20 protein-coding genes and 4 tRNA genes are annotated in these 24,524 nt (G+C 59.6%); 16 read left to right on the top strand and 8 right to left on the bottom strand.

All coding sequences use genetic code 11. The features are described from left to right. Positions 1–18: 18 nt before the first annotated feature. Both pbpG and folD read right to left on the bottom strand, forming a co-directional pair. Positions 19–957, bottom strand: a complete 939-nt coding sequence (gene pbpG, locus BBF94_RS25745) for a D-alanyl-D-alanine endopeptidase (protein WP_065261737.1) — start codon at positions 955–957, stop codon at positions 19–21. A 228-nt stretch (positions 958–1,185) separates the two neighbouring features. Next, the gene (gene folD / locus BBF94_RS25740; protein ID WP_065261736.1) at positions 1,186–2,040 is read right to left on the bottom strand and encodes a bifunctional methylenetetrahydrofolate dehydrogenase/methenyltetrahydrofolate cyclohydrolase FolD; all 855 of its coding nucleotides are present in this window, start codon (positions 2,038–2,040) and stop codon (positions 1,186–1,188) included. Between the two features lie 274 nt (positions 2,041–2,314). On the opposite strand from folD, the gene BBF94_RS25735 reads away from it, so the two are divergent. The 10 genes from BBF94_RS25735 (at position 2,315) to BBF94_RS25690 (ending at position 11,711) form a co-directional block, all read left to right on the top strand. After that, positions 2,315–2,391 (top strand) — tRNA-Arg (locus BBF94_RS25735). Positions 2,392–2,423: 32 nt separating this feature from the next. Further along, positions 2,424–2,499, top strand: a tRNA-His gene (locus BBF94_RS25730). Between the two features lie 58 nt (positions 2,500–2,557). Next, positions 2,558–2,642, top strand: a tRNA-Leu gene (locus BBF94_RS25725). Positions 2,643–2,718: 76 nt separating this feature from the next. After that, positions 2,719–2,794: transfer RNA gene (locus BBF94_RS25720), tRNA-His, on the top strand. A 399-nt stretch (positions 2,795–3,193) separates the two neighbouring features. Beyond that, positions 3,194–4,504, top strand: a complete 1,311-nt coding sequence (tig, locus tag BBF94_RS25715) for a trigger factor (RefSeq protein ID WP_065261735.1) — start codon at positions 3,194–3,196, stop codon at positions 4,502–4,504. A 91-nt stretch (positions 4,505–4,595) separates the two neighbouring features. Continuing rightward, entirely contained in the window at positions 4,596–5,231 is a 636-nt protein-coding gene (gene clpP, locus BBF94_RS25710; RefSeq protein ID WP_065261734.1) for an ATP-dependent Clp endopeptidase proteolytic subunit ClpP, read from the top strand. A 112-nt stretch (positions 5,232–5,343) separates the two neighbouring features. Further along, positions 5,344–6,627, top strand: a complete 1,284-nt coding sequence (gene clpX, locus BBF94_RS25705; protein ID WP_065261733.1) for an ATP-dependent Clp protease ATP-binding subunit ClpX — start codon at positions 5,344–5,346, stop codon at positions 6,625–6,627. 162 nt (positions 6,628–6,789) lie between these two features. Continuing rightward, positions 6,790–9,186, top strand: coding sequence for an endopeptidase La (gene lon, locus BBF94_RS25700; RefSeq protein WP_065261732.1), 2,397 nt, complete (start codon positions 6,790–6,792; stop codon positions 9,184–9,186). 147 nt (positions 9,187–9,333) lie between these two features. Then, positions 9,334–9,606, top strand: a complete 273-nt coding sequence (locus tag BBF94_RS25695; RefSeq protein ID WP_003183171.1) for an HU family DNA-binding protein — start codon at positions 9,334–9,336, stop codon at positions 9,604–9,606. A 233-nt stretch (positions 9,607–9,839) separates the two neighbouring features. After that, on the top strand, positions 9,840–11,711 hold the full coding sequence (locus BBF94_RS25690) for a SurA N-terminal domain-containing protein (RefSeq protein WP_065261731.1): 1,872 nt from the start codon (positions 9,840–9,842) through the stop codon (positions 11,709–11,711). Positions 11,712–11,771: 60 nt separating this feature from the next. Here the strand turns inward: BBF94_RS25690 and BBF94_RS25685 are convergent, their stop codons facing one another. Beyond that, complete coding sequence (locus tag BBF94_RS25685; RefSeq protein WP_065261730.1) at positions 11,772–12,977, bottom strand: MFS transporter; 1,206 nt, start codon at positions 12,975–12,977, stop codon at positions 11,772–11,774. 121 nt (positions 12,978–13,098) lie between these two features. On the opposite strand from BBF94_RS25685, the gene BBF94_RS25680 reads away from it, so the two are divergent. The 3 genes from BBF94_RS25680 to BBF94_RS28275 all read left to right on the top strand — a co-directional run bounded on the left by BBF94_RS25680 (position 13,099) and on the right by BBF94_RS28275 (position 15,232). Next, positions 13,099–13,998 carry a LysR family transcriptional regulator gene (locus BBF94_RS25680; RefSeq protein WP_065261729.1) on the top strand — a complete coding sequence of 300 codons (900 nt, stop codon included), beginning with the start codon at positions 13,099–13,101 and terminating at the stop codon, positions 13,996–13,998. A gap of 92 nt (positions 13,999–14,090) precedes the next feature. Continuing rightward, on the top strand, positions 14,091–14,948 hold the full coding sequence (locus tag BBF94_RS25675) for a DUF2242 domain-containing protein (protein WP_065261728.1): 858 nt from the start codon (positions 14,091–14,093) through the stop codon (positions 14,946–14,948). Between the two features lie 155 nt (positions 14,949–15,103). Beyond that, positions 15,104–15,232, top strand: coding sequence for a hypothetical protein (locus BBF94_RS28275; RefSeq protein ID WP_263970172.1), 129 nt, complete (start codon positions 15,104–15,106; stop codon positions 15,230–15,232). 4 nt (positions 15,233–15,236) lie between these two features. Here BBF94_RS28275 and BBF94_RS25670 read toward each other — a convergent pair whose 3' ends face one another. Further along, positions 15,237–16,277 carry an AraC family transcriptional regulator gene (locus BBF94_RS25670; protein WP_065261727.1) on the bottom strand — a complete coding sequence of 347 codons (1,041 nt, stop codon included), beginning with the start codon at positions 16,275–16,277 and terminating at the stop codon, positions 15,237–15,239. Between the two features lie 3 nt (positions 16,278–16,280). Next, the gene (locus BBF94_RS25665) at positions 16,281–17,399 is read right to left on the bottom strand and encodes a nitrilase-related carbon-nitrogen hydrolase (protein WP_065261740.1); all 1,119 of its coding nucleotides are present in this window, start codon (positions 17,397–17,399) and stop codon (positions 16,281–16,283) included. A gap of 205 nt (positions 17,400–17,604) precedes the next feature. Between BBF94_RS25665 and BBF94_RS25660 the strand changes: the two genes are divergently transcribed. Both BBF94_RS25660 and BBF94_RS25655 read left to right on the top strand, forming a co-directional pair. Continuing rightward, a complete protein-coding gene (locus BBF94_RS25660) occupies positions 17,605–19,641 on the top strand; it encodes an oxidoreductase (RefSeq protein ID WP_065261726.1) in 2,037 nt (678 codons plus the stop codon). Positions 19,642–19,815: 174 nt separating this feature from the next. Continuing rightward, positions 19,816–20,730: a 1-aminocyclopropane-1-carboxylate deaminase/D-cysteine desulfhydrase gene (locus tag BBF94_RS25655; RefSeq protein WP_065261725.1), complete on the top strand. Its 915-nt coding sequence runs from the start codon at positions 19,816–19,818 to the stop codon at positions 20,728–20,730. On the opposite strand, the gene BBF94_RS25650 is transcribed toward BBF94_RS25655, so the two are convergent. The 3 genes from BBF94_RS25650 to BBF94_RS25640 all read right to left on the bottom strand — a co-directional run bounded on the left by BBF94_RS25650 (position 20,721) and on the right by BBF94_RS25640 (position 23,493). Next, complete coding sequence (locus BBF94_RS25650) at positions 20,721–21,275, bottom strand: cytochrome b (protein WP_065261724.1); 555 nt, start codon at positions 21,273–21,275, stop codon at positions 20,721–20,723. The two genes, BBF94_RS25655 and BBF94_RS25650, sit on opposite strands and share 10 nt — an antisense overlap. Before the next feature lie 190 nt (positions 21,276–21,465). Beyond that, positions 21,466–22,293, bottom strand: coding sequence for a phosphonoacetaldehyde hydrolase (phnX, locus tag BBF94_RS25645; RefSeq protein ID WP_065261723.1), 828 nt, complete (start codon positions 22,291–22,293; stop codon positions 21,466–21,468). A gap of 90 nt (positions 22,294–22,383) precedes the next feature. Continuing rightward, complete coding sequence (locus BBF94_RS25640; RefSeq protein WP_065261722.1) at positions 22,384–23,493, bottom strand: 2-aminoethylphosphonate--pyruvate transaminase; 1,110 nt, start codon at positions 23,491–23,493, stop codon at positions 22,384–22,386. 113 nt (positions 23,494–23,606) lie between these two features. Here BBF94_RS25640 and BBF94_RS25635 point away from each other — a divergent pair, with 113 nt between their 5' ends. Beyond that, complete coding sequence (locus tag BBF94_RS25635; protein ID WP_065261721.1) at positions 23,607–24,467, top strand: LysR substrate-binding domain-containing protein; 861 nt, start codon at positions 23,607–23,609, stop codon at positions 24,465–24,467. Positions 24,468–24,524 lie beyond the last annotated feature (57 nt).

The raw sequence follows: 24,524 nt of genomic DNA, 5'->3' as shown, positions 1-24,524 counted from the left end.
TTTTTCTTGAGTCGCCTGTTACTTGGACGCCTCGACCACGCCGCTCTGGCGCCCTTTGAGGTTTTTTTCCGCCTTGTACTGTTGCGCCACCGCCGGAACGTTGGTGCTGCGGCCGGTTTCCACCCAACTGCGGATGCGGCTGGCATCGGCGAAGTGGGTGTATTTGCCAAAAGCGTCGAGTATCACCAGGGCCACCGGACGGTTGCTCATGCGGGTCACGAGCACCAGGCAATGGCCGGCCGGGTTGGTGAAGCCGGTTTTGGTGATCTTGATGTCCCAGTCGGCCTTGTTGACCAGGTGGTCGGTGTTACGGAAGCCCAGGGTGTAGTTGGGTTTGCGGAACGAGACGGTCTTTTCCTTGGTCGTCGTGAGTTCGGTGAGGATCGGATGCTTTTGCGCCGCGATCAGCAACTTGCTCAGGTCGCGGGCGGTGGACACGTTGCGCTCCGAAAGGCCGGTCGGTTCCACAAAGTGGGTGCTGGTCATGCCCAGGGCCTTGGCCTTGGCGTTCATCGCGGCGATAAATGCCGCATACCCACCCGGGTAGTGGTGGGCGAGACTGGCGGCCGCGCGGTTTTCCGAAGACATCAGGGCGATCAGCAGCATCTCTCGGCGCGGCAGCTCGCTGCGCAGTTTGACCCGGGAAAACACGCCCTTCATTTCCGGAGTGTGGCTGATGTCGACGTCAATCCATTCATCCATGTTCTGGTGGGCTTCAACCACGACCAGGCCGGTCATCAACTTGCTGACGGAAGCGATCGGCACGATCACGTCCGGATTGCTGGAATAGATGACTTTGTTGGTCTGCAGATCCATCAGCAGGGCGCTGCCGGAAGCAATCTTCAGTTGCGAAGCGTCTCGGGGGGCAGCAGTGGTTTCGGCGGCGTTGACCGTTGGCGTGAGGAGCGTGCCTGAAAATGCAAAAACCAGGCTCAGGATGGACAGACGAATATTCACGCGGGCGAACTCATGAAGGTTGAAAATGCCGTTTTTTGTAACGGACTGTGTCGTAAAACGACGCATTTTAGGAGTATGGCTGAAGAACTGTCGATGGTTGTTTGAAAGGCATGAAAAAGTCGTGAAAAGCCCTGTAAAAATAGGGGTTTCCGGCGAACGGTAAAGGTTTTTTCGAGGATATGAAAAACCCCGCACGGGGCGGGGTTCTCGAGAGGCGGAAAACTCGACTCAGGCGTGCAGTGTTTCTGCCGCGTAGAGCGTGTTTTCCAGCAGGCAGGCACGGGTCATCGGGCCGACGCCGCCCGGGACCGGCGTGATCCAGCCGGCGCGGGACAGGGCGGTCTCGTATACAACGTCACCGACCAGTTTGCCGTCGTCCTGGCGGTTGATGCCGACGTCGATCACGATCGCGCCTTCCTTGATCCACTCGCCCTTGACCAGGCCCGGCTTGCCGGCGGCAACCACCACCAGATCGGCACGGCCGACGTGTCCGGCCAGATCCTTGGTGAAGCGGTGGGTCACGGTCACGGTGCAGCCGGCCAGCAGCAGCTCCATGGCCATCGGGCGACCGACGATGTTGGACGCGCCGACAACCACTGCATCCATTCCGTAAAGATCGACGCCGGTGCTTTCCAGCAAGGTCATGATGCCTTTCGGGGTGCAGGGGCGCAGCAGCGGAATGCGCTGGGCCAGACGACCGACGTTATAAGGATGGAAACCGTCGACGTCCTTGTCCGGGCGGATGCGTTCCAGCAGTCTGGAGGCATCCAGGTGCTCAGGCAGAGGAAGCTGAAGCAGAACACCGTCGATTGCCGGGTCGTCGTTCAGCCGATCGATCAGATCGGTCAGTGCTTCCTGAGTGGTATCGGAAGGCAGGTCGTAAGCCTGGGAAAGGAAGCCGACCTCTTCACAGTCTTTACGCTTGTGCGAGACATAAACCTGAGAGGCAGGATCGCTGCCGACCAGGATCACCGCGAGGCCCGGAGTACGCAAGCCTTGCTCGCGACGTTCGGCTACCCGTTGTGCGATCTGCTGGCGCAGGCTGGCGGCGATTGATTTGCCGTCGATTAGTTGTGCAGTCATTGCGCGTGATTAACCATCGAGAGGGGAAAAAAAGAGAACGCATTCTCGCATGTCAGGCGGTGAGGGCAAAGGCGCTTGGTCAGCAAATTCCCCTAAGCCCTTTAATTAAATGAATTTTTTTCAAAAAGGATTTGACGGCCTCCGGGGCTCTCTATACTATTCGTCGCACTTGTCGGGCACAGCCTAGCACTGGTTAAGAAGGTCGAGCGAAATCAAGGTTTTGCGAGACTGGAAAGCACTTAGTTTGTAGTCCTCCAAGGGTACAGCTAACAAGGCGCCCGTAGCTCAGCTGGATAGAGCATCCGCCTTCTAAGCGGATGGTCGCAGGTTCGAGTCCTGCCGGGTGCGCCATTAGGCTGCATTGGCACAAGTAGCGCGATATGGTGGGCGTAGCTCAGTTGGTAGAGCACAGGATTGTGACTCCTGTTGTCGTGGGTTCGATCCCCATCGTCCACCCCATATTTCGAAAGGCGCCAGATGTAAAAGTCTGGCGCCTTTGCTTTAAAAAGCTTCATCCGCGGATGTGGTGGAATTGGTAGACACACTGGATTTAGGTTCCAGCGCCGCGAGGCGTAAGAGTTCGAGTCTCTTCATCCGCACCAATCAAGGCTTCATTCATGCCGCAGGCCGGGTGAAGTTCTACAAAGAAGTTGTTTGGCTTCTTTGGCATGCAATATGGTGGGCGTAGCTCAGTTGGTAGAGCACAGGATTGTGACTCCTGTTGTCGTGGGTTCGATCCCCATCGTCCACCCCATATTCCGAAAGGCGCCAGATTTAACAGTCTGGCGCCTTTTTTGTTTCATGTTTTCGGATTTCGGCGACTGCGGTTATCGGGTCGCAGGGCGGGGCGCTTCGTCGTATCCAGGTTGCTCGATGGTGCCGCGCTGTCCGCCGGCCTTGCTTGCGAGGTTGGTTGTCAGGGAGATGATTCAACCGCCTCTATATATAGAAGGGGTTGACGCAGAGCCCTGGCTTTATTGGCTGTATTTGCTAACAGGGCGAGGTGCAACCGCTTGTCCCCGCCCTCAAATTGCCTGCTGTTTTTTTACCCGTTTTCAGTAGGGTGACTTCTTGAGTTTGACCTACTAGAATGCTTGCCCTTGATTCTTGGGTCGGAAACGGCCGGCTAACGTCTGTGCAACGAGGAATATCCATGCAAGTTTCTGTTGAAAATACTACTGCTCTTGAGCGCCGCATGAGCATCACCGTGCCGGCTGAGCGCATCGAGACTCAGGTCAACAAGCGTCTGCAGCAGACTGCCCAGAAGGCCAAGATTGCTGGCTTCCGTCCAGGCAAAGTGCCAATGAGCGAAATCAAGCGCCGCTTCGGTGCTGATGCGCGCCAGGAAGCGATCGGCGACGTGATCCAGTCCTCCTTCTACGAAGCTGTGGTCGAGCAGAAGCTGAACCCGGCCGGTTCGCCGTCGATCGAGCCAAAGTCGCTCGAAGCTGGCAAGGACCTGGAATACGTAGCCGTATTCGAAGTGTTCCCTGAGTTCACCGTTGCCGGTTTCGAAGGCATCACCGTCGAGCGTCTGAGCGCAGAAGTGGCTGAGGCCGATCTGGACAAGATGCTGGACATCCTGCGCAAGCAGAACACCCGTTTCGAAGTGGCTGAACGTGCTGCCCAGAACGAAGACCAACTGAACATCGATTTCGTTGGCAAGGTCGACGGCGAAGTGTTCGCTGGCGGTTCCGCCAAGGGCACTCAACTGGTGCTGGGCTCCGGTCGCATGATCCCTGGCTTCGAAGAAGGCCTGGTTGGCGCCAAGGCCGGTGAAGAGCGCGTTCTGAACCTGACCTTCCCAGAGGACTATCAGAACCTGGATCTGGCTGGCAAAACTGCCGAGTTCACCGTGACTGTCAACACCGTTTCCGAGCCAAAACTGCCAGAACTGAACGAAGAGTTCTTCGCTCAATTCGGTATCAAGGAAAGCGGCATCGACGGTTTCCGCACCGAAGTTCGCAAGAACATGGAGCGTGAACTGCGTCAGGCGATCAAATCCAAGGTCAAGAATCAGGTCATGGACGGTCTGCTGGCCACCAACCCGATCGAAGTGCCGAAGGCTCTGCTGTCCAACGAAGTTGATCGTCTGCGCGTGCAGGCTGTTCAGCAGTTCGGTGGCAACATCAAGCCTGATCAACTGCCGGCCGAGCTGTTCGAAGAGCAAGCCAAGCGCCGCGTAGTGCTGGGTCTGATCGTGGCTGAAGTGGTCAAGCAATTCGACCTGAAGCCGGACGAAGCCCGCGTTCGCGAAATGATTCAGGAAATGGCTTCGGCCTATCAAGAGCCTGAGCAAGTCGTGTCTTGGTACTACAAGAACGAGCAGCAACTGAACGAAGTCCGTTCGGTTGTGCTGGAAGAACAAGTTGTGGATACTGTTCTGCAGAAAGCTAGCGTGACCGACAAATCGGTCTCTTACGAAGAAGCGGTCAAGCCGGTAGAAGCTCCAAAAGCCGACTGATTGTTTCTGCGTTAGAAGCACACACCATAAGCAGCCTTCGAGCTGGCTTATGCGTATTCAAGACATGACTATTTGGGAGTGACTGCAGAGCATGTTCCGTAATTCCTATATTCAGCAGAACTCTGATATCCAGGCCGCCGGCGGCCTGGTCCCGATGGTTGTCGAGCAGTCTGCTCGTGGCGAGCGCGCCTATGACATCTACTCGCGTCTGCTCAAGGAGCGAGTGATCTTTCTGGTAGGTCCGGTAGAGGACTACATGGCCAACCTGATCTGTGCGCAATTGCTGTTCCTTGAAGCGGAAAACCCGGACAAGGACATCCATCTTTATATCAACTCCCCGGGCGGTTCGGTGACGGCTGGCATGTCGATCTATGACACCATGCAGTTCATCAAGCCAAACGTATCGACTACCTGTATCGGCCAGGCCTGCAGCATGGGCGCATTCCTGCTGACCGCAGGTGCGCCAGGCAAGCGTTACTGCCTGCCGAACTCGCGCGTGATGATTCACCAGCCACTGGGCGGTTTCCAGGGCCAGGCGTCGGATATCGAAATTCACGCCAAGGAAATCCTCTTCATCCGCGAGCGTCTCAATACGCTGATGGCCAAGCACAGCGGGCGTACACTCGAAGAAATCGAGCGCGACACCAACCGCGACAACTTCATGAGTGCCGAAGCAGCCAAGAACTACGGCCTGATCGACGAAGTGATCGAGCAGCGCCCAGCTTAAAACAAGCAGCTCAAAACAGGCCTGATCGGCTGGTCCGATCAGTGGCGGGCTTGAAAAAGCCCGCAATAGCCTTCATCTTGTGTTGCAAGCCTATCGGATTTGGATCGAACGAATGACTGACACCCGCAACGGCGAGGACAACGGCAAGCTGCTCTATTGCTCCTTCTGTGGCAAAAGCCAGCATGAAGTGCGCAAATTGATTGCCGGCCCCTCGGTCTTTATCTGCGACGAGTGCGTCGACCTGTGCAATGACATCATCCGCGAGGAGGTGCAGGAAGCACAGGCCGAAAGCAGCGCGCATAAATTGCCTTCGCCTAAAGAAATCAGCGGCATCCTTGACCAGTACGTCATCGGTCAGGAGCGTGCGAAGAAGGTTCTCGCGGTAGCGGTGTACAACCACTACAAGCGTCTGAACCAGCGTGACAAGAAGGCTGACGACGTCGAACTCGGCAAGAGCAACATCCTGCTGATCGGCCCGACAGGCTCCGGTAAAACCCTGCTGGCCGAAACCCTGGCCCGCCTGCTGAACGTTCCGTTCACCATTGCCGACGCAACCACCCTCACCGAGGCCGGTTACGTGGGCGAAGACGTCGAGAACATCATTCAGAAGCTGCTGCAGAAATGCGACTACGACGTGGAAAAGGCCCAGATGGGCATTGTCTACATCGATGAAATCGACAAGATTTCCCGCAAGTCCGACAACCCGTCGATCACCCGGGACGTTTCCGGTGAAGGCGTGCAACAGGCCTTGCTCAAGTTGATCGAAGGCACGGTTGCTTCCGTTCCGCCGCAAGGTGGCCGCAAGCACCCGCAGCAGGAGTTCCTGCAGGTCGACACCCGTAACATTCTGTTCATCTGCGGCGGTGCGTTCTCCGGTCTGGAGAAGGTCATTCAGAACCGTTCCACCAAAGGTGGCATCGGTTTCAATGCAGAAGTGCGCAGCAAGGAAGAAGGCAAGAAAGTCGGTGAGTCCCTGCGTGAAGTCGAGCCTGACGATCTGGTCAAGTTCGGTCTGATCCCGGAATTCGTCGGTCGTCTGCCGGTCCTCGCGACGCTGGACGAGCTGGATGAGGCTGCGCTGATGCAGATTCTCACCGAGCCGAAAAACGCCCTGACCAAACAGTACGCCAAGCTGTTCGAGATGGAAGGCGTGGACCTGGAATTCCGGTCCGATGCGCTGAAGTCGGTCGCCAAACGTGCGCTGGAGCGTAAAACCGGTGCCCGTGGCCTGCGTTCGATTCTCGAAGGTGTGCTGCTCGACACGATGTATGAAATCCCGTCGCAGTCCGACGTGAGCAAGGTCGTGATCGATGAAAGCGTGATCGAAGGCAAGTCCAAGCCACTGTATATCTACGAAAACAGTGAGCCGACGGCCAAGGCCGCACCGGACGCGTAAGCGTTCTGTCTGCCGAAATAAAAGAGGGGCCTTCGGGCCTCTTTTTTTTATGTCGTTTTTTACATCCGCTTTACGCTTGTTTTTTTTCAAGGCAGCCCCCATCTTGGTTTCAAGCTTAATTCCATCTGATTACGGCCATATGGCCGCCGTAGAGGCGAAATCATGAAGACAACCATCGAATTGCCTCTCCTGCCATTGCGTGATGTCGTGGTGTATCCGCACATGGTTATCCCGCTGTTCGTGGGGCGCGAGAAGTCCATCGAAGCCCTTGAGGCCGCGATGACGGGTGACAAGCAGATTCTGCTGCTGGCCCAGAAAAACCCGGCTGACGATGATCCCGGAGAGGATGCCCTCTATCGCGTGGGTACCATTGCCACGGTCTTGCAGCTGCTCAAACTGCCCGATGGCACCGTGAAGGTTCTGGTCGAAGGCGAGCAGCGCGGCACCGTCGAGCGCTTCAGCGAAGTCGATGGCCACTGCCGGGCCGAAGTGGCGCTGATCGAAGAGGTCGATGCGGCCGAACGCGAGTCTGAAGTGTTCGTACGTACGCTGCTGTCGCAGTTCGAACAATATGTCCAGCTGGGCAAGAAAGTCCCGGCTGAAGTCCTGTCGTCCCTCAACAGCATCGATGAGCCGAGCCGCCTGGTGGACACCATGGCTGCACATATGGCGCTGAAGATCGAGCAGAAGCAGGAAATCCTCGAAATCATCGACCTGCCGGCCCGTGTTGAGCACGTCCTGGCCTTGCTGGATGCCGAAATCGATTTGCTGCAGGTCGAAAAACGCATCCGTGGTCGGGTCAAGAAACAAATGGAGCGCAGTCAGCGCGAGTATTACCTGAATGAGCAGATGAAGGCCATTCAGAAAGAACTCGGTGACAGTGATGAAGGCCACAACGAAATCGAAGACCTGAAAAAGCGTATCGACGCTGCCGGTCTGCCGAAAGACGCCCTGGCCAAGGCCACCGCGGAGCTGAACAAGCTCAAGCAAATGTCGCCGATGTCCGCCGAAGCCACCGTTGTGCGTTCTTACATCGACTGGCTGGTGCAGGTGCCGTGGAAGGCTCAGAGCAAGGTGCGTCTGGACCTGGCCCGCGCTGAAGACATTCTCGATGCCGATCACTATGGTCTGGAGGAGGTCAAGGAGCGCATCCTTGAATACCTCGCCGTGCAGAAGCGTGTGAAGAAGATCCGTGGCCCGGTGTTGTGTCTGGTCGGTCCTCCGGGCGTGGGTAAAACCTCGCTGGCGGAGTCGATCGCCCATGCCACCAACCGTAAATTCGTGCGCATGGCCCTCGGTGGCGTGCGTGACGAAGCGGAAATCCGTGGTCACCGTCGTACCTACATCGGTTCGATGCCAGGAAGATTGATTCAAAAGATGACAAAAGTGGGCGTTCGCAACCCGCTTTTCCTGCTCGACGAAATCGACAAGATGGGCAGCGACATGCGGGGCGATCCGGCGTCGGCGTTGCTGGAGGTGCTCGATCCGGAGCAGAACCACAACTTCAACGATCACTATCTGGAAGTCGATTACGACCTGTCGGATGTGATGTTCCTGTGCACCTCGAACTCGATGAACATTCCGCCGGCACTGCTGGACCGGATGGAGGTGATTCGTCTGCCGGGTTACACCGAGGACGAAAAAATCAACATCGCCGTCAAGTACCTGTCGCCAAAGCAGGTTGCAGCCAACGGTCTGAAGAAGGGCGAGCTGGAATTCGACGAAGAAGCGATCCGCGACATCATCCGTTACTACACTCGTGAAGCCGGTGTGCGTGGACTCGAGCGGCAGATTGCCAAGGTCTGCCGCAAGGCGGTCAAGGAACATGCCCTGGAAAAACGTTTCTCGGTGAAAGTGACAGCCGATTTGCTGGAACACTTCCTCGGCGTGCGTAAATTCCGTTACGGTCTGGCCGAACAGCAGGATCAGATCGGTCAGGTGACCGGCCTGGCCTGGACTCAGGTCGGCGGTGAATTGCTCACCATCGAAGCAGCCGTCGTGCCGGGCAAGGGGCAGTTGATCAAGACCGGTTCGCTGGGTGACGTCATGGTCGAATCGATCACTGCAGCCCAGACCGTGGTCCGCAGCCGCGCCAAGAGCCTGGGCATTCCTCTGGACTTCCACGAGAAGCGCGATACGCACATCCACATGCCGGAAGGCGCTACACCGAAAGACGGCCCGAGCGCCGGTGTAGGCATGTGTACCGCACTGGTGTCCGCTTTGACGGGTATTCCTGTGCGTGCCGATGTAGCCATGACCGGCGAAATTACCCTGCGCGGTCAAGTTCTCGCCATTGGCGGCCTGAAGGAAAAACTCCTGGCCGCGCACCGTGGCGGAATCAAGGTCGTGATTATTCCGGAAGAGAACGTGCGTGATCTGAAGGAGATTCCTGACAATATCAAGCAGGATCTGCAGATCAAACCGGTTAAATGGATTGACGAGGTCCTGCAAATTGCGCTGCAATACGCGCCGGAGCCCTTGCCGGATGTGGCTCCGGAGATTGTCGCGAAGGATGAAAAACGCGAGTCCGATTCCAAGGAAAGAATTAGCACGCATTAATACGTATTTGGCTGGGGGGCTTGTTGACAGTTTTTTAGAGCCCTTGTTATAAAGCGGCTCTTAAGTGTCTGTAGGCCATTCAGCACTCGTTTTTGCTTTCACCAAAAAACTTAGAATCATACTCAAATAGATATAAGGGGACTTAGAGTGAACAAGTCGGAACTGATTGATGCTATCGCTGCATCCGCTGATATCCCGAAAGCTGCTGCTGGCCGTGCGCTGGACGCTGTAATCGAATCCGTCACTGGCGCTCTGAAGGCTGGCGACTCCGTAGTTCTGGTAGGTTTCGGTACTTTCTCGGTAACCGACCGTCCAGCCCGTACCGGCCGTAACCCACAGACCGGCAAGACGCTGGAAATTCCAGCGGCTAAAAAACCAGGTTTCAAAGCCGGTAAAGCCCTGAAAGAAGCCGTCAACTAAGTTTGATTCAGGTTTTTACCCATCCGGGTCGGGGTCAAGCCTGACCTGGCAGCGGAGCGGTAGAGCAGGCTGTCTGGAATGATTGTCCGCTACACCGGGATCGAAGGTTCGATCCCTGTCCGCTCCGCCAGTTACGAGAAGGCGCATCCTCGGATGCGCCTTTCTTCTATCCGGATTCTACCCACGCTCCACGGTTGCCCAATTTTTGAAGTTCAACCGTTTATGGGGGACGCATGCTGCAGAACATCAGGGACAATTCACAAGGCTGGATTGCCAAGACCATTATCGGGGTCATCGTCGTACTGATGGCCCTGACCGGTTTCGACGCCATTTTCAAGGCCGCCACTCACAAGAACGAGGCAGCCAAGGTCAATGGTGAAGAAATCAGCCAGAACGAGCTGAGCCAGGCCGTTGACATGCAACGCCGTCAGCTGATGCAACAGCTGGGCAAGGACTTCGATGCCTCCTTGCTTGACGAAAAGATGCTGCGCGAATCGGCCCTCAAGGGTTTGATCGATCGCAAGCTGCTGCTGCAAGGTGCAGAACAATCGAAATTCGCTTTCTCGGACGCTGCTCTGGATCAAGTGATCCTGCAAACGCCTGAGTTCCAGGTCGATGGCAAGTTCAACTCCGACCGCTTTGACCAGGTGATCCGCCAGCTGGGCTACAGCCGGATGCAATTCCGCCAGATGCTGGCTCAGGAAATGCTGATCGGCCAGCTGCGCGCCGGTGTGGCCGGCAGCGGTTTTGTCACCGACGCACAAGTTCTGGCCTTCGCCCGTCTGGAAAAGCAGACCCGTGATTTCGCTTCGTTGAACGTCAAGGCTGACCCGGCTGCGGTGAAGCTGACCGACGATGAGGTCAAGGCCTACTACGACGAGCACGCCAAGGAGTTCATGACTCCGGATCAGGTGGTCATCGATTACCTCGAGCTGAAGAAGTCCTCGTTCTTTGATCAGGTCACCGTCAAGGACGAAGAGCTGCAGGCGGCGTATCAGAAAGAAATCGCCAACCTGTCGGAACAGCGTCGCGCGGCGCACATCCTGATCGAGGTGAACGACAAGACCACCGAGGCGCAGGCCAAGGCGAAGATCGAGGAAGTTCAGGCACGACTGGCCAAGGGCGAGAAATTCGAAGCGCTGGCCAAGGAGTTCTCGCAGGATCCGGGCTCGGCCAACAATGGCGGCGATCTCGGTTTTGCAGGTCCTGGCGTCTATGATCCGGCCTTCGAGAAAGCCCTGTACGCGCTCTCCAAGGATCAGGTATCCGGACCGGTTCGCACCGACTTCGGCTTCCACCTGATCAAGCTGCTGGGTGTCGAAGCGCCTGAAGTGCCGACCCTGGCCAGCCTGAAAGACAAATTGACCCGCGAGCTGAAGGCCCAGCAGGTCGAGCAGCGTTTCGTCGAGGCGACCAAGCAACTGGAAGACTCGTCGTTCGAGGCGTCTGATCTGGCACAACCGGCGCAGGACCTGAAACTGACGGTACACACTTCCAAGCCGTTCGGCCGTGAAGGTGGTGAAGGTGTTGCAGCCAACCGCGCGGTGGTCACTGCCGCATTCAGCAGCGAAGTGCTGGATGATGGTGCCAACAGCACCGCCATCGAGCTGGACCCGGAAACCGTGATCGTGCTGCGCGTGAAGGAACACCTCAAGCCTGCGCAACTGCCGCTGGAGGCCGTGGCGACCGCCATTCGCACCCAGTTGGCCAAAGAGCACGCGAGTGCGGCGGCCAAGACCAAGGCCGAGCAACTGATCGCTGATCTGCGCGACGGCAAGATGCCGCTCGACAAGGCCATCGACGGTCAGAACTGGAAAGCCACCCAGGCGGCCACCCGCGCTCAGGAAGGTGTCGATCCTGCGGTGCTGCAAGCGCTGTTCCGTATGCCGAAGCCGGCAGCCAAGGACAAGCCGACTTTCAGCAGCGTGACACTGCCGGATGGCAGCCTGACCATCGTGCGTCTGAATGCAGTAAACGAAGCCGCTGCGCCTACCGATGAAGAGAAAGCGCAATACCGTCGTTTCCTCGCTTCTCGTGAAGGCCAGCAGGACTTCGCGGCGTACCGCAAGCAACTGGAAAGCGAAGCGGACATCAAGCGTTTCTGATGTCTGACTGAGCGGCAGGAAATGAGCCCCGGATGAAAATCCGGGGCTTTTTTCTGCGCGCTATTCGCTGCGCGCAAAGCCATGCTTGCGGGCATTTGCGGTCGTCCACAGAGTCAGTAGCAAGAGACCGGTGACGATCCAGGGAAACGTCTGCACGCCTGGCACGTTGAGCAGCAGGCCGCCTGCCAGCCCGCCGGCAGCGATGCCCACGTTCCAGAGTGTCACCAGCATCGATTGTGCGGTGTCTGCCGCCTCTGCGGCGGCTTTCGCCGAGGCCGTCTGCAACAGTGAAGGCATCGCGCCAAACGCCAGCCCCCATACAGCCGTCGCGGCATAGACCACGCCAGGCTGTTCCTGCCACAAGGCCAGTGCAATCGCCGACAGCATGAACAGTGTCGCGCTGCTCAGCACCAGTTGCCGCAACCAGCGATCGATCAGGCTGCCGACGATCCACAGACTCAGCACCGAGGCGAGACCGAACACCAATAACACCCGGTCAATTTCGCTGCCCAGACCGGACGGCTCCAGGAATGGCGCGATGTAGGTGTACAGAAGGTTATGCGCGACCACGTAGGACAGCGTCACGAACAGCACTGATCGCACGCCCGGCAAGATCAGGACCTGATGCAGTGGCAGTCGTTTGCCAGCCCGTTCACCGGCAAAATCCGGCACTTGCCAGCGCACCCAGATCACCAGCAGAAGGGTCATGCCGGTCATGATCGCGAAGCTCAGGCGCCAGCCGACGGCGGTGCCCAGCAGCGTCCCCGCCGGTATGCCCAGCGACAGGGCGAGCGGCGCGCCGAGCATGGCCACGGTAATTGCGCGACCTTGCAGCCGGGGTTCGACCATACGGCTTGCGTATCCGGCCAGCAACGCCCAGAGCAGCCCGGCGAATACGCCGGCCAGGAAACGTGCAGCCAGCGTCAACCAATAAACCTCCGACAGCGCGGTAACGCTGTTGGCGATGGCAAAGCCGCCAATGGCCGATAACAGCAGCGGTCGGCGGCGCCAGCCGCGCGTGACGATGGTCAGCGGAATGGCGGCCAGTATCGAGCCGATGGCGTACAGGGTGACCAATTGCCCGATCAGGGCCTGGGAGACGCCGAGGCCGGTGCTCATCTGTGGCAGCAGACCGGCAGGCATGGCTTCGGTCAACACGGTGATGAAACCGGCGGTAGCCAGTGCCAGCAACGCACCCAACGGCAACCGGTCGTTACGCTCGGCGGGTCTGGCAAGGGAGGGAGAGGTGAGCGGTGTGTCGTTCATGAATCAGCATCCATGTGGCCGAGGGAGATGAAGGCCACAGGGTAGGGCGCTGCATATTCGGGAAAAACAGGTTAGGGTTCCGAACATCTCGGACAGGAATGTCGTGAATCAGGGAAAAAGAATGGACAGTCTGGGCAGCATTTCCGTTTTTGTGCAGGTGGCGGAAACCCGCAGTTTCACCGAGGCCGGCCGCTTGCAGGGGGTGTCTTCATCGGCGGTCGGCAAGAGCATTGCGCGGCTGGAGGCGCGACTGGGCGTGAGGTTGTTCCATCGCACCACCCGCAGCATCACACTGACCAGCGAAGGTGCGCTGTTCCTCGAGCGTTGCCGCAAGATTCTGGCGGAGGTCGAAGCGGCAGAGTTCGAACTGTGCGACGCCGCGTCAGCACCCCATGGCAGGCTGCGGGTCAGTCTGCCTCAGGTGCATGAACTGGTGATGCCGGTGATGAACGAGTTCATGGCCTTGTACCCACAGATCGAGCTGGACCTGGACCTGACCGATCGCATGGTCGATGTGGTCGAGGAGGGCTTCGACGCCGTGATTCGTACCGGAAAACCCCGGGATTCGCGGCTTATGGCGCGACCGCTGGGCGAATTTCATATGGTCCTGGTCGCGAGTCCGGCCTATCTGCAAACACGCGGCGTGCCGCAGACACCTGCGGATCTGGCGCAGCACGCCTGTTTGCGCCACACGTTTCACGCCACCGGCAAACTGGAGCCGTGGCCGCTGAAGCATGAGGAGGGTACTGGCGAGCCACGCTTGCCGACACGCCTGGTCAGTACGTCGATAGAAGCCGTGCAGCATGCGGCGTTGGCAGGCATGGGAATCGCCTGCCTGCCGGACTTCATGATCCATGAAGCGCACCGTCAGGGGCGTCTGCAGCGGGTGCTCGATCATCACATCGAGCACGTCGGACAGTTCTGGATCCTGTGGCCGTCGAGCCGTCATGCCACCGCGAAATTGCGGGTGTTCATCGATCACCTGTCAACGCGACTTTTTCCTGTCGTCGACGGTCAATAGCGTTGTAACTGTTTTAAGACACTAATCGGTACGCCGCAGGGCCACGTTATGTTGCACAATACGCCCCGGACCGTTTTCCCTCAGGATGTTTAATGTTGAATTCTATTCCCGTGCGTTTTTTCGGGTTGGCGTTGTTGCTGACCGCCGCTGCCGGCTGCTCCAAGGACAAGCCTATCTACGAGCATGAGAACTTCGACGACTCCGGCACCTTTTCGCGCAATTACCCGGTCAACGATACAGCCAGTTGCGAAGCGGCACGCCGTGCCTTGCTCAGTCAGGGTTACATCATCACCAGCAGCGACCCGAAACTGGTCAGCGGGCACAAGAGCTTCCAGCAGACCGGTGAAACCCACATGGAGATCAGCTTCAACGTGGTGTGTACCGATGACGGCAGTGCCGCACACCACGCGACGGTGTTCGCCAACGCCCTGCAGGACCGCTACGCGTTGAAGAAAACCAACAACTCGGCCAGCCTGGGGGTGGGTGTGCTGGGTTCGGTGTCGATGCCGATCGGTTCCTCTGACGACTCGATGGTCAAGGTGGCCAGCGAAACCGTGTCCTCGCAGAAGTTCTACGAGCGTTTCTTCTCGTTGGTCGAATTGTTCCTGCCAGCCGAAGCAAAGAAGGCCGCACACATTACCGAGAAACCGAAAACCGACCTCGGTGTGCCTGAAGCCAAGGCGGCACCGGCAGCGCTGGCGCCGACACCGGCGACTGAACCGGCACCTGCCGCCGCGCCCGCTGCGACTCCTGCCGCTGCAGAGCCGGCACCGGTCAGCTCCGAGCCGGTCGTTCCACCCGCCGAAGCTGCGCCGATTACGCCGGCACCTGGCTCGGAGCTGGTTCCAACACCGGGACCGGCAACCGAAGTCATCACGCCACCGGCCAATCCAGCCGACCTGCCGCCACCTTCCGAGCCGATTCCGGCCATGCCGCCCTCCGGGCAGTGATCTTCACGCCATGGGTTCGGCTGCTGCCGGGCCCATGTCATTTTCATCGGAAAATCCCGCGATAAATTCCTGACCGGCTGCTACGTTTGTTTCATGAAGGCCGTGTTTCATTTTTCCTTCATGCGAGCGCCTTATGCTCGGGGCACTGGTCGATTGTGCCAGGCCATTTTCAGGTTGGCGGTCAGGGGGATTACGCGATGGATGACTATCAGGAAGAACTGCTCGAATTCCAGGCTTACGAGCTGGATTCACCGGAGCCTGCGGAAGACGCCACCGAGCTCTGAGGTTTCAGCCGGTCTTGCGATGGCTGCGGCGGAACTCGCCCGGGGTCTGCCCGTTCCAGCGCTTGAAGGCGCGCTGGAAGGCTTCGGCCGAGGCAAAACCGAGCAGGTAGGCGATCTCGCCGAACGCCAGTTCCGTGTCGCGGATGTAGGTCATTGCCAGATCACGGCGAGTATCGTTGAGGATCGCGCGAAATTGCGTGCCTTCTTCGGCCAGTTTTCGCCGTAACGTCCAGGTCGGCAGCTTCAGGCGTGCCGCCACTTCTTCCAGGTCCGGTTCGCGACCCCCATTGAGCAACGGCCCGAGCAATTGCGTGATGCGTTCACGCAGGCTGCGGGTGCGGGTCAATTGTTCCAGTTCCCGTTCACACAGTTGCAGCAGATGTTTCCAGGTGCTGGGGCAGTGTTGTGGATTGCGCCGGGCCAGGCTGGCCAGGTTCAGGCGCAGTTGATTGTGTTCGGCGCCGAACTGGATCGGGCATTCGCCCAGCACGGCGTAGGCGTCACGGTAATCCGGTGTCTCGAATTCGATTTCGATGCGTTCTGCACGCAGCGGTTCGAGGCTGACGCTGGATAACTGCTGCAGCCAGCCGGCGATGATCGAATCCACCACAAAGCGGTTGTAGGCGTTGTACGGGCTGATCGAATAGAAACGCAGCCAGGCGCCGTTCGCGTCCTCATGGAAACTCGACTGGCCGCGATAATTGGAGCCATACAACGGTTCGAAGCGCGTCAGGCAACGAGCGGCTTCGCGCACGGTCGGGGCTTGCGCCGCCGTGACACCGGCCAGCCCGGCCTGACTCAGGCGACTGAGCCGGCCCATGCGCAAACCGAGGGCCGGATCGCCGGTCAACTGGATTGCGCCATGGCCCAGGCGCATATAGCGAGGGATCGACAGGCGTGCCCCGGCCTCGGCCAGCCGCGCAGTATCAAGGCCGTATTGCTCAAGCAGCGGATGCGGATCGACACCATGACTTTGCACGGCATCGGCCAGGCTGTGGACGAACCCCACTGACAGATCCCCGAGGCGCATCGGCAGCGGCTTCATGGCTTATAACCAGAGGTTCAGCAAGCGTGCGCCACGGGCTTCACCGTCAGCGAACTGCTGGCCATTGCTGCTGAGAAAACTCTGCCCGGATCCCGGTTTATCCCAGAACTGCCCGCGCAGGAACACGCTCATGCCGGCAATCGCCTGGCTGCCCGGTGGTTGTGCCGTCAGGGTCAGGCGATGCCATGCCTGGCCCTCGCTGATCTCTCCCGGTTTAAGGTTGACCGAATCCGGCGCCCGCAAGCCCCTGTAACCCTGCCAGGGCAGATCCCACGCGCCATGGCCGATGACGAAGGCAGGCACTGCGATCAGTTGCGCGCCTTGCGCGTCGAGCCTGCGATAGTTGTCCGGATACCAGCTGTCGTTGCCGATCAGCACGCCGAGGCGTCCGGCCGGGGTATCGACCACGTTGATCTGTGATACATCGCCGGTTCCCGCATCGAAGATCGGTCGCATCTGCCGTTGTGGCTGGCCGAGTGGGGCGCCGTCACGACCGAACACCACACTGGTGTTATACAACGCGCCATGACCGGCCTTGAGCCGTCCGTCGATGATGTCGGGTTCCGGCAGCACGATCGAGCCGGCCACCAGGGTGATATGAAATTCCCTGGCCAGACCGCCGAACAGCAACTGATAGTCCTTGGCCATGTCTCGGGATTTCATTCGCAAGTGGGCGTCATCCAGGCGACTGCTGCCACTGGCGGAGAGCCAGGCGCGAGCGAACTGCAACGGGTTGCTGGCGGCGAGCCAGTTCATCGCTTCTTCCAGAGTGGGTGCCTGGTACAACTCGTCTTTTTCGCCGCTGATCATCAGCCAGGTACCGATATGCTCGGGCAGCACCACGACGGTTTTTTCATTGAGCAAACCCTGATCCTGCGCCTGTTGCAGATAGGCCGCGAGTTTACGGTGCAGGCGTTCGGAACTTTGATAGTCGGTGGGGAACAGTTCCGGCTGGATTCCCAGCAGGTTGCCGCGATCGGCGCGGGTGCCCTGATCGACCGCCAGCTTGATCCGCAGGTCCGACAGGTAGTGACCGGTCGGGCGGTCAGCCGCCCACATGGCGTAGAAGGTGAGCGCGGCGACCAGCGCCATGGAAAAGGTCAGGTACAGAAGTTTGCGCATGAAATCCAACAACAACCGGGTACAGGGTGTGGGACTAGGGTAGGGCCCATGCCTGCGCTTGCCAAGGGCCGCTGCGCATTTGGATCAATAACTTGTCAGTTACGGTCATTGAGTGACAGCGATGCGACTCTTAGGCTGTCGAGCATGACTGACGGGGGACGCAGAGCTCCCGCATTTTCCGTGATCGCTCGCTGTGGAGTTACCGATGACCGCCACTTACCCGCACCTGCTGGCCCCGCTGGACCTGGGATTCACCACGCTGCGCAACCGCACCCTGATGGGGTCGATGCACACCGGCCTGGAAGAGAAGCCGGGTGGCTTCGAGCGGATGGCGGCGTACTTTGCCGAGCGGGCCCGTGGCGGCGTCGGCCTGATGGTGACGGGCGGTATCGGCCCGAACGACGAGGGCGGTGTGTATTCCGGCGCTGCCAAGCTGACCACCGAAGAGGAAGCGCTCAAGCACCGCATCGTCACCCGCGCCGTGCATGAAGCGGGCGGCAAGATCTGCATGCAGATCCTCCATGCCGGCCGTTATGCCTACAGCCCGAAACAGGTCGCACCGAGCGCCATTCAGGCGCCGATCAATCCGTTCAAGCCCAAAGAGCTGGACGAAGAAGGCATCGAAAAACAGATCCGCGATTTCGTCACCTGTTCGGTACTGGCCCAAACCGCCGAGTACGACGGCGTGGAAATCATGGGTTCGGAAGGCTACTTCATCAACCAGTTCCTCGCGGCCCACACCAACCACCGCACCGACCGTTGGGGCGGCAGCTACGAAAACCGCATGCGCCTGCCGGTGGAAATCGTTCGCCGTGTGCGTGAAGCGGTCGGTCCGAACTTCATCATCATCTTCCGTCTGTCCATGCTCGATCTGGTGGAAGGCGGCAGCACCTGGGAAGAAATCGTCACATTGGCCAAAGCGATCGAGCAGGCCGGTGCGACGATTATCAACACCGGTATCGGCTGGCACGAGGCGCGGATTCCGACCATCGCCACCAAAGTGCCGCGTGCGGCCTTCACCAAGGTCACGGCCAAACTGCGTGGCTCGGTGAGTATCCCGCTGATCACCACCAACCGCATCAACACCCCGGAAGTCGCCGAGCAGATCCTCGCCGAAGGCGATGCCGACATGGTGTCGATGGCCCGGCCGTTCCTCGCCGACCCGGACTTCGTCAACAAGGCCGCCGCCGGCCGTGCCGATGAAATCAATACCTGCATCGGCTGCAACCAGGCCTGCCTGGACCACACCTTTGGCGGCAAGCTCACCAGTTGCCTGGTCAACCCGCGTGCCTGCCACGAGACTGAACTCAACTACCTGCCGGTCAAGCAGATCAAGAAGATTGCCGTGGTCGGTGCCGGCCCGGCGGGTCTGTCCGCCGCTACCGTAGCCGCCGAGCGCGGGCATCAGGTGACGCTGTTCGATTCGGCCAGCGAGATCGGTGGCCAGTTCAACGTCGCCAAGCGTGTGCCGGGCAAGGAAGAGTTCTACGAAACCCTGCGCTACTTCAAACGCAAGCTGCAGACCACGAATGTCGAGGTCTGCCTGAACACCCGCGTCGACGTGGCAAAACTGGTGGAGGGCGGGTACGACGAAGTCATTCTAGCCACCGGCATTGTGCCGCGAGTGCCGGCGATTCCGGGTGTCGAAAACGCCAAGGTGCTGAGCTACCTGGATGTGCTGCTCGAGCGTAAACCGGTGGGCAAGCGTGTGGCGGTGATCGGCGCCGGCGGTATCGGTTTTGACGTGTCGGAGTTCCTCGTCCATGAAGGCGTGGCCACCAGCCAGGATCGCGCCGCGTTCTGGAAAGAGTGGGGCATCGATACGAATCTGGAAGCCCGTGGGGGCGTGGCCGGAATCAAGGCTGCACCGCACGCACCGGCCCGGGACGTGTTCCTGCTGCAACGCAAGAAGTCCAAGGTCGGCGACGGTCTGGGCAAGACCACCGGCTGGATTCACCGCACCGGCCTGAAGAACAAGCAGGTGCAGATGCTCAACAGCGTCGAATACCTGAAGATCGACGACGAAGGTCTGCACATCCGCATCGGCGAAACCGGTGAGCCGCAAGTGCTGCCGGTGGACAACATTGTCATTTGCGCCGGCCAGGATCCGCTGCGTGAGCTGCACGACGGTCTGCTCGAAGCCGGGCAGAACGTGCACCTGATCGGTGGCGCCGATGTCGCGGCCGAACTGGATGCCAAACGTGCGATCAATCAGGGTTCGCGTCTGGCCGCCGAGCTGTAAGGCTGCAACCAGGTCCAACGTGCCAGCGACCATCGCGAGCAAGCTCGCTCCCACAGGTTTTGCGTCGTTCACAGAGGTTGTGAGCTGCACAAAGCCATGTGGGAGCGAGCTTGCTCGCGATGGCGTCTTTAGAGCCACTACAATGCTGGCTTTATTTAGATTGATAATTCGCCAATGCTTCTTCCCCCCGCTGACTGGCTACCTCAAGCCCCCCTCGAACCGCTTCATCTGGACTGGCTCACTGCCGCCGGCATTGAAGTCGCGATCCTGCGTCTGGACCGGATCGATCCGCTGATCAGCGGCAACAAGTGGTTCAAACTCGTCGAACACCTGAAAGCCGCCGACCGTGCGGGCGCGCAAGGCATCATCAGCCTGGGTGGCGCGCATTCCAATCATCTGCACGCACTGGCCGCAGCAGGCAAGCGCCTGGGGTTCGCAACGGTCGGTCTGCTGCGCGGGCATCCGCAAGACACACCGACGGTCAGGGATCTGCAGGATTTTGGCATGCAGCTGCACTGGCTCGGTTATGGCGGTTATCGGGCGCGGCTCGAACCGGGGTTTTGGGAGCCGTGGCTGACGCAATACCCGACGCTGCATCCGGTGCCCGAAGGTGGTGGTGGGTTGCCGGGGGCGCAGGGTTGCGCGTCCTTGAAGGATCAGGTCTGCGCGCAATTGGAGAGGATCGGCTGGGACGACTTTCACGGCTGGTGGCTGGCCTGTGGCACTGGCACCACGCTGGCCGGTCTGGTATTGGTGCAGGGCGGTCAACGCACGGTGTACGGCGCACTGGCCGTGCCCGGCGATCACGGCGTCGCGGCCAATGTCGAAGCGATTGTCGGTGAGGTTGGAGGCTATGAGCTGATCGACGCCAGCCGTGGCGGCTTTGCCAAAGTCGATGCGGCATTGCTTGAGTTCATCGCGCAGACCGAGCAGGTCTGCGGCGTTCCCCTCGAACCGCTGTATACCGGCAAGGCCCTGCTCGCGCTCAAGCAACACATCGAGGCGGGCCGCTTTGCCGGTGGCACGCGACTGATCTTCGTCCACACCGGCGGCTTGCAGGGCCGGCGTGGATTCGATGGTCAGCCCTGATTGCGCTTGGGCATCATCCGCAGCAGCGTGTTATCGCCTACCACGTAATGGTGATAGAGCCCCGCCAGTGCATGCAGGCCGATCAGCCAATAGCCGATATTGCCGATCAGCACGTGCCAGTGTTCAACCTGCTTGGCAAAGGCTTTGTCTTCGTGCACCAGCAGCGGCAGGTCGAAACCGTAGAACATCACTTGATGGCCCTCGGCACTGGTGATCAGCCAGCCGAGGATCGGCATGGCGATCATGAACAGGTACAGCGCCCAGTGCATCAGTCGGGCGAGCGCGGTCTGCCACAGCGGTGAAGCGGGGAAGATCTTCGGCGCCGGGCCGATGCTGCGTGCCAGCAGGCGAAACCACACCAGCACGAACACGGTCAGTCCCAGCATGTAGTGCACCTCACGGATCAGCGAGCGGCCACCGCTGCCCTTGGGGAAGATGCCACGCAATTCCATGCTGGCGTAAACCAGCACCAACAGCACCAGCATCAACCAGTGCAACAGGACTGACACGGTGCTGTAGCGTGATTCTGAACTTGTCCACGGCATACGGTATTTCCTCACGGATCAGGGTCGAAACGTGCCGTTCTTGAGCGACGGCATGCCTTAACTGTAATCCGCTTTGGCCGATTTGCGCGTGTCTGAAAATGCTTTCATTGCGCGAAATCAGCAGTTTGCCCATAAAAAAACGCCGGTGTCGGGCAGACACCGGCGTTTTTCTTTGCCGCAGGCTGTGCAATCAGCTGCTTTGTGGCATCTCGCCGTTGGCCAAGCGTTTGTTGATGTCGACGATCACTTCCGGCAAATCGCTGATGGTGTCGATCATGTAGTGAGGACGCGAGCCTTCGAACAGTGCATGAATGCGCTTGCGTTCGCTGGCCAGTGCGTCGCTGCCCAGTGCGCGGAAGCCTTCGTAGTCCAGACCCAGTGCATTGCCGGAGCAGATCAGCGCCACCGTCCACATCCCGGCGCGGCGACCTTCGAGGATTCCCGGCACGGTATCGTCGATCTTCACGCAGGCGGCGACATCATCGATACCCAGCGCAATCACGTTGGCCAGGGCCTGCGCCGGCCATGGTCGGCCGTTCGGCACTTCGTCGGTGGCCACGACGTGATCGGCGACGTAGCCATTGGTGGCGGCCAGCGCCACGACTTTGTCCATCACTTGTTTCGGGTAGCCCGAGCATGAGCCGATCTTGATCCCTTGCCGGCGCAGGTTGGCGATGGCCTCTAGCGCGCCGGGAATCAGCGCCGAGTGCTCGGCGATCTTCTCGATCTGCAGCGGCATGAAGCGGTTGTAGATCGCGGTCACGTCATCGTCGGTCGGGTTGCGACCGAACACTTTGCGATAGCGCTCGGCAACCTGCGGCAGGTCGCACAGGGTGCGGATGTGATCCCACTTGCCCATGCCCATCGGGCCGCGAGCCTCTTCGATGGAGACCTGAACATCGAATTCGGCGAAGGCTTCGACGAAGATCTGGGTCGGGGCGAAAGAGCCGAAATCGACGACGGTGCCGGCCCAGTCGAGGATGGCGGCTTGCAGTTTGCTAGGGTTGTTGTAATTCATGGCAGAAATTCCTGTGAGAACAAGCAATTCGGAGTTCGCTGTCCCTGTGGGAGCGGGCAAGCCCGCTCCACAGGGGATTTGTGGTGTTGCTTAAATTTCCAGGACTTCCATCTCGCGCAGCACTTCACCCACCGCCGCGACGGCTTCGCGCATCTGCGCCGGGGTGACGTGGCCGATGCAGCCGACGCGGAAGGTTTCCACCTGAGTCAGCTTGCCGGGGTAGAGGATGTAACCCTTGGCCTTGACCCGTTCGTAGAAGTCCTTGAACTGGTAGCGCGGATCTTTCGGTGCGTGAAAGGTCGCGATGATCGGCGCCTGAATCGCGGCGGGCAGGAAGCTGCGCAAGCCGAGTTTGCCCATCTCTTCCATCAGCGCCTGGCAATTGGCGGCGTAACGCGCATGTCGTGCCGGCAGGCCGCCTTCTTCGTTGTACTGCAGCAGGGCTTCGTGCAGCGCGGCGACCACGTGGGTCGGCGGGGTGAAGCGCCACTGGCCGGTCTTCTGCATGTAGCTGTGCTGATCGAACAGGTCCATCGCCAGCGAATGGGAGTTGCCGGCGGCAGCCGCCAGGGATTCCTTGCGGGCAAACACGAAGCCCATGCCCGGCACGCCTTCCAGGCATTTACCGGAGGCGGCGATCAGTGCATCGAACGGGACTTTCCGGGCATCCACCGGCAGCGCACCAAAGGAACTCATGGCATCGATGATCAAGCGTTTGCCATGTTGCTCGACGATTTGGGCGATGTCCGGCAGCGGGTTGAGGATGCCGGTGCTGGTTTCGCAGTGGATCAGCGCGACGTGGGTAATGGCCGTGTCGGCGCGCAGCAGGCGGTCGACGTCGGCGGCGGTGGTCGGTTCGTCCTCGGCGGTTTCAAAGGTACTGAACGAGCGGCCGAGCACTTCGCAGATTTTCGCCAGACGCTTGCCGTAGGCGCCGTTGATCAGCACCAGCACCTTGCCGTCGCGGGGGACGAGGGTGCCGATGGCGGCTTCGACGGCGAACGTGCCGCTGCCCTGCAAAGGCACGCAGTGGTGGGTGTCGGCGCCGTCGATGATCGCCAGCAGTTGCTCACAGAGGCTGGCGGTCAGCTTATTGAAGCGGTCATCCCATGAACCCCAGTCGACCATCATCGCCTGGCGGGTGCGGGCCGAGGTGGTCAACGGGCCGGGAGTGAGCAGGATGGGTGCGGCAGTACTCATTCGTGTGTCCTCGCGATAGCGCTGTGGGATGAAGCTACGGGGCATACGTTGCAATTCGGCGGATCATCAATCAAATTGTTTGTTGTTATGCCAGCCATCAGTGAGGGTTATTCATGAACCTGTTCCAGCTCCGCGCCTTCGACGCCGTGGCCCGGGAAGGCAGCTTCACCCGTGCCGCCGCACGCCTGTTCATCAGCCAACCGGCGGTCACCGGGCACATCAAGGCGCTGGAGGAGCACTATCAGATCACCCTGTTGCGACGGACGGCACGTCGGGTCGAACTGACGGAGGAGGGCACCAAACTGGCGGCAATCACCCGGGCGATGTTCGGCATGGCCGAAGAGGCCCAGGCGCTGCTCGAAGCCAATCGGCAATTGCTCAGCGGACGTCTCGAAGTGGCGGCGGACGGCCCGCACATGGTCATGCCGATGCTTGCCAGCCTGCGGGCGAGGTATCCCGGCATCACGGTGAATCTGCGTTTGGGCAATGCCCAGGAAACCCTGGCGGCACTGTTGTCGGAACATGCAGACGTGGCCGTGTTGACCGAGGTCGAACCGCGCAAGGGGTTGCACTTGCAGGCGCTGAATGAATCGCGAATCTGTGCGCTGGTGCCGGCGGGGCATTTATGGGCGACACGCCGTGGTGAAGTGAGCCTCAAGGAGCTGGATCAGGTGATCATGGTCTTGCGCGAGCCGAGTTCGATTACCCGTCGCACCTTCGATCAGGCCTGTGCGCAGGCATCGGTCAATCCACGGGTGTTGCTGGAGCTCGATAGCCGCGAGGCCGTTACCGAAGCGGTGGCGGCTGAGCTGGGGGTTGGTGTGGTGTCGTCGGTGGAGGTCAGTCATGACCCCCGGGTCGTCGCGATTCCCATTGCGGGAGAAGGGTTGGTCAATCGGCATATGATCGGCTGCGTGGAGCGGCGGCGGGAATTGCGCTTGATTCAGGCGTTTTTCGGGTTGGCGCCCAACTGATAACCGTATCGCGGCCATTCGCGAGCAAGCTCGCTCCCACAGGGTTTGTGCACGCCG

The organism is Pseudomonas bananamidigenes (assembly GCF_001679645.1).
Taxonomy (GTDB): Bacteria; Pseudomonadota; Gammaproteobacteria; order Pseudomonadales; family Pseudomonadaceae; genus Aquipseudomonas; species Aquipseudomonas bananamidigenes.
This window is presented reverse-complemented; position numbering and strand designations above follow the sequence as displayed.